Genomic DNA, 788 nt, shown 5'->3' on the forward strand with positions numbered 1-788 from the left:
ATCTGGACCAAGACAGCCGAGGAGATCCTCGACTCCCTCGCCCGCTTCTGCCGACGGATCTCCGGCGCAGGACACTAGTAGGACTCCGTTAGTTGTTCCGGTTCGGCTTGTTCCTGGGCATGTTGGATGGGTGGACGCACATGAAGTGAACCGACTTCGGGCGAAGTTGGCGTTGTATGTTGCTGATGTGTTCGCTTCGGTGCCGCGCAAGGACCAGCGGGCCAAGGGCGACTGCTATCTGCGGGGACTGATGCTGGACGGCCGCCGGAAGTCGATCCAGGCGATGGCCGCGCGGCTGCCGGACGGCAACGAGCAGAACCTGCAGCAGTTCGTGAACCAGTCCACCTGGGACCCGGGCCCCGTGCAGCGGCGGATCTGCGAACGGATGCTGCCGCTCATCGCCCCGACGGCTTGGGTGATCGACGATGTGTCGGTGCCCAAGGACGGCCGCATGCCGGTCGCCGTGGCCCCGCAGTACTGCGGGGCGCTGGGCAAACGCGCCAACTGCCAGGTCGCGGTCAGCGTCCACGCCGCCACGGATGCCGCTTCCTGCCCGTTGCAATGGCGGCTGTTCGTGCCCAAAGAGTGGGCCTGGGACACCGTCCGCCGGACGAAGACCGGTATCCCGCCCGGTGTCACGCACCGCGAGAAGTGGCGCCTGGCGTTGAACATGCTCGACACCTTCGCCGCCTAGGGCCAATGCCGTTGTTTTAGGCTGCTCGGTGGTGGTCCCGGGGGTGGTTCGGGTGTCTACAAATGTGTCTGAGTTATCGGGCCTTGGGCTGTTG

General features: G+C 65.4%; 1 pseudogene. It reads left to right on the forward strand.

Annotated features, from left to right (window positions below):
* Positions 1-130 precede the first annotated feature (130 nt).
* A pseudogene (locus AC5P1B_RS35750) lies at positions 131-688 on the forward strand (IS701 family transposase); the annotation flags it as partial.
* Positions 689-788 lie beyond the last annotated feature (100 nt).

Source organism: Streptomyces sp. A01 (assembly GCF_059026195.1).